We start from the raw sequence: 1,836 nt of genomic DNA on the forward strand, positions 1-1,836 counted from the left end.
GTCAGCGGCGTGAGCACCGCTCGCTGCGAATCGGGTGACGTCTCGCCATGTTCGGCATCGGCCCAGCCCAGCACGTTGCGGGAAAACTCCAGCACCGCATGCTGAAAACCGCCGCAGGTGCCGAGGAAAGGGCGCTGTTGTTCGCGGGCAAAACGAATGGCGCGCAAGGCACCAGCTTCGCTTTTGTAGGGGCTGGCCGGTACGCACCAGAAACCGTCGAAATCTTGCAGTGGTGTATCGACGTGGATTCTCTCGGTGGGCAGCCATTGGAATTGCACATCGCGGCCGGTCTGCTCGGCGAGCATGCCCAGCGCAACGGGGATCGCCTGGTGGGCGGTGACTTGCGGGTCGTAATCGCCGATCAGGGCGATGCGGATGGCGCGGTTTTCCATGAGTGTTCTCTGCGCTTGTTGATTGATGGGGCTCACTATAGATTGGCGTTCACGCACTCAATATTGGCGTTTTCCCAAGTGATCAATGCAGCGACGCACTATCGACTCGACTACCCGGATCTGGCGCTGATCCTCGCGCTGGTGCGCGGAGGTTCTCTGGCTCGGGCTTCGCAGTTGCTCAGGGTAGACGTGTCGACGGTGTTTCGCGCCGTGCGTCGTCTGGAGTCGGCGCTGGGTCAGCAACTGTTCGAAAAAAGCCGTGCCGGTTACCTGCCCACCACGCTCGCGCAGACCCTGGCCGAACAGGCTGAGCGCGCCGAGCAGGCGCTGGAAGCGGCGCGCATTGGTGTGGAGCAGGGCGGGGAAGTCGTCAGCGGCACGGTGCGCCTGACCTGTACCGATTCGGTGCTGCAAGGGCTGCTGTTACCGGCGCTGGCGCAGTTCATGCCGAACTACCCGGCACTGACCCTTGAGCTGAGCACCTCCAACGATTTCGCCAACCTCAGTCGGCGCGATGCCGACATTGCGCTGCGTTTGACGCGGACACCACCGGAGCATCTGGTCGGACGGCAACTGGCGAAGATTTCCTACCGGGTCTGTGCCAGTACGCGCTATCTGCAAAACATTGATGCAACGGATCTGGCGGCGCTGACCTGGATCGCCCCGGACGAGTTTTTGCCGGATCACCCGACCGTCGCCTGGCGCCGCCAGCAGTTGCCCGGCGTGACCCCGTCTTATCGCTGCAACAGCATGCTGTCGGTGACTGAACTGGTGCGTGGCGGACTCGGTGTGGCGGCATTGCCGGACTTTTTGATCACCGAGGGTTTGCAGGCCCTCAGCGAACCGCTGCACGGCTACGACACCGCGCTGTGGCTGCTGACCCGCCCGGACTGCCGGGCCTTGCGTTCGGTGGTCACGCTGTTCGATGAGCTGGGGCGGGCGCTGCGGCTGCCGTGATCAGCGTTTCGGGTTCTGGCAGATGTGCGCATGCAGTTCGCGGGTCAGGCCTTCGATGCGTTCAGTCAGGCTCTTGGTCATTTCGGTGAGGCGGGTGTTCTGCTCCAGCAGTTCGAGCAGTTGCGCGGTGGTTTGCGCGGCCTGCGCCTGGCGCTCGGTGTTGGCCACCGCCAACGCTTCACGGTGCTGTGCGTCGGCGTCCGACTGCGCCTTGTCCCGTGCGGCCTGACGGGTCTGCGCCAGCAGGATCAACGGTGCGGCGTACGCAGCTTGCAGGCTGAACGCGAGGTTGAGCAGGATGAACGGGTAGACGTCGAACTGCGTCACGCCCGACACGTTGAGGCCGATCCACACCGCGACGATCGCGGTTTGCGCGCCAAGAAACAGCGGTGTGCCGAAGAACCGCGCAAAGGCCTCGGCACGCAGTGCAAACTTGTCGTTGCCGAAGGTGGTGTTGAGGTGGGCGTGAGGGCGGTGGAAGCGCAGG

2 protein-coding genes and 1 pseudogene are annotated in these 1,836 nt (G+C 63.8%); 1 reads left to right on the top strand and 2 read right to left on the bottom strand.

Annotation, left to right across the window (positions count from 1 at the left end; genetic code table 11):
• Positions 1-392 (bottom strand): annotated as a pseudogene (locus DBR24_RS01255) (hypothetical protein); the annotation flags it as partial.
• Between the two features lie 15 nt (positions 393-407).
• On the opposite strand from DBR24_RS01255, the gene DBR24_RS01260 reads away from it, so the two are divergent.
• Positions 408-1,349, top strand: coding sequence for a LysR family transcriptional regulator (locus DBR24_RS01260; protein ID WP_128613640.1), 942 nt, complete (start codon positions 408-410; stop codon positions 1,347-1,349).
• Here the strand turns inward: DBR24_RS01260 and DBR24_RS01265 are convergent, their stop codons facing one another.
• Positions 1,350-1,835: a DUF1003 domain-containing protein gene (locus tag DBR24_RS01265; protein WP_256591234.1), complete on the bottom strand. Its 486-nt coding sequence runs from the start codon at positions 1,833-1,835 to the stop codon at positions 1,350-1,352. It abuts the gene before it with no gap.
• Between the last annotated feature and the right edge of the window lies 1 nt (position 1,836).

Origin of the sequence: Pseudomonas sp. HMWF006, from assembly GCF_003061205.1 — a bacterium.
Lineage (GTDB): Bacteria > Pseudomonadota > Gammaproteobacteria > Pseudomonadales > Pseudomonadaceae > Aquipseudomonas > Aquipseudomonas monsensis.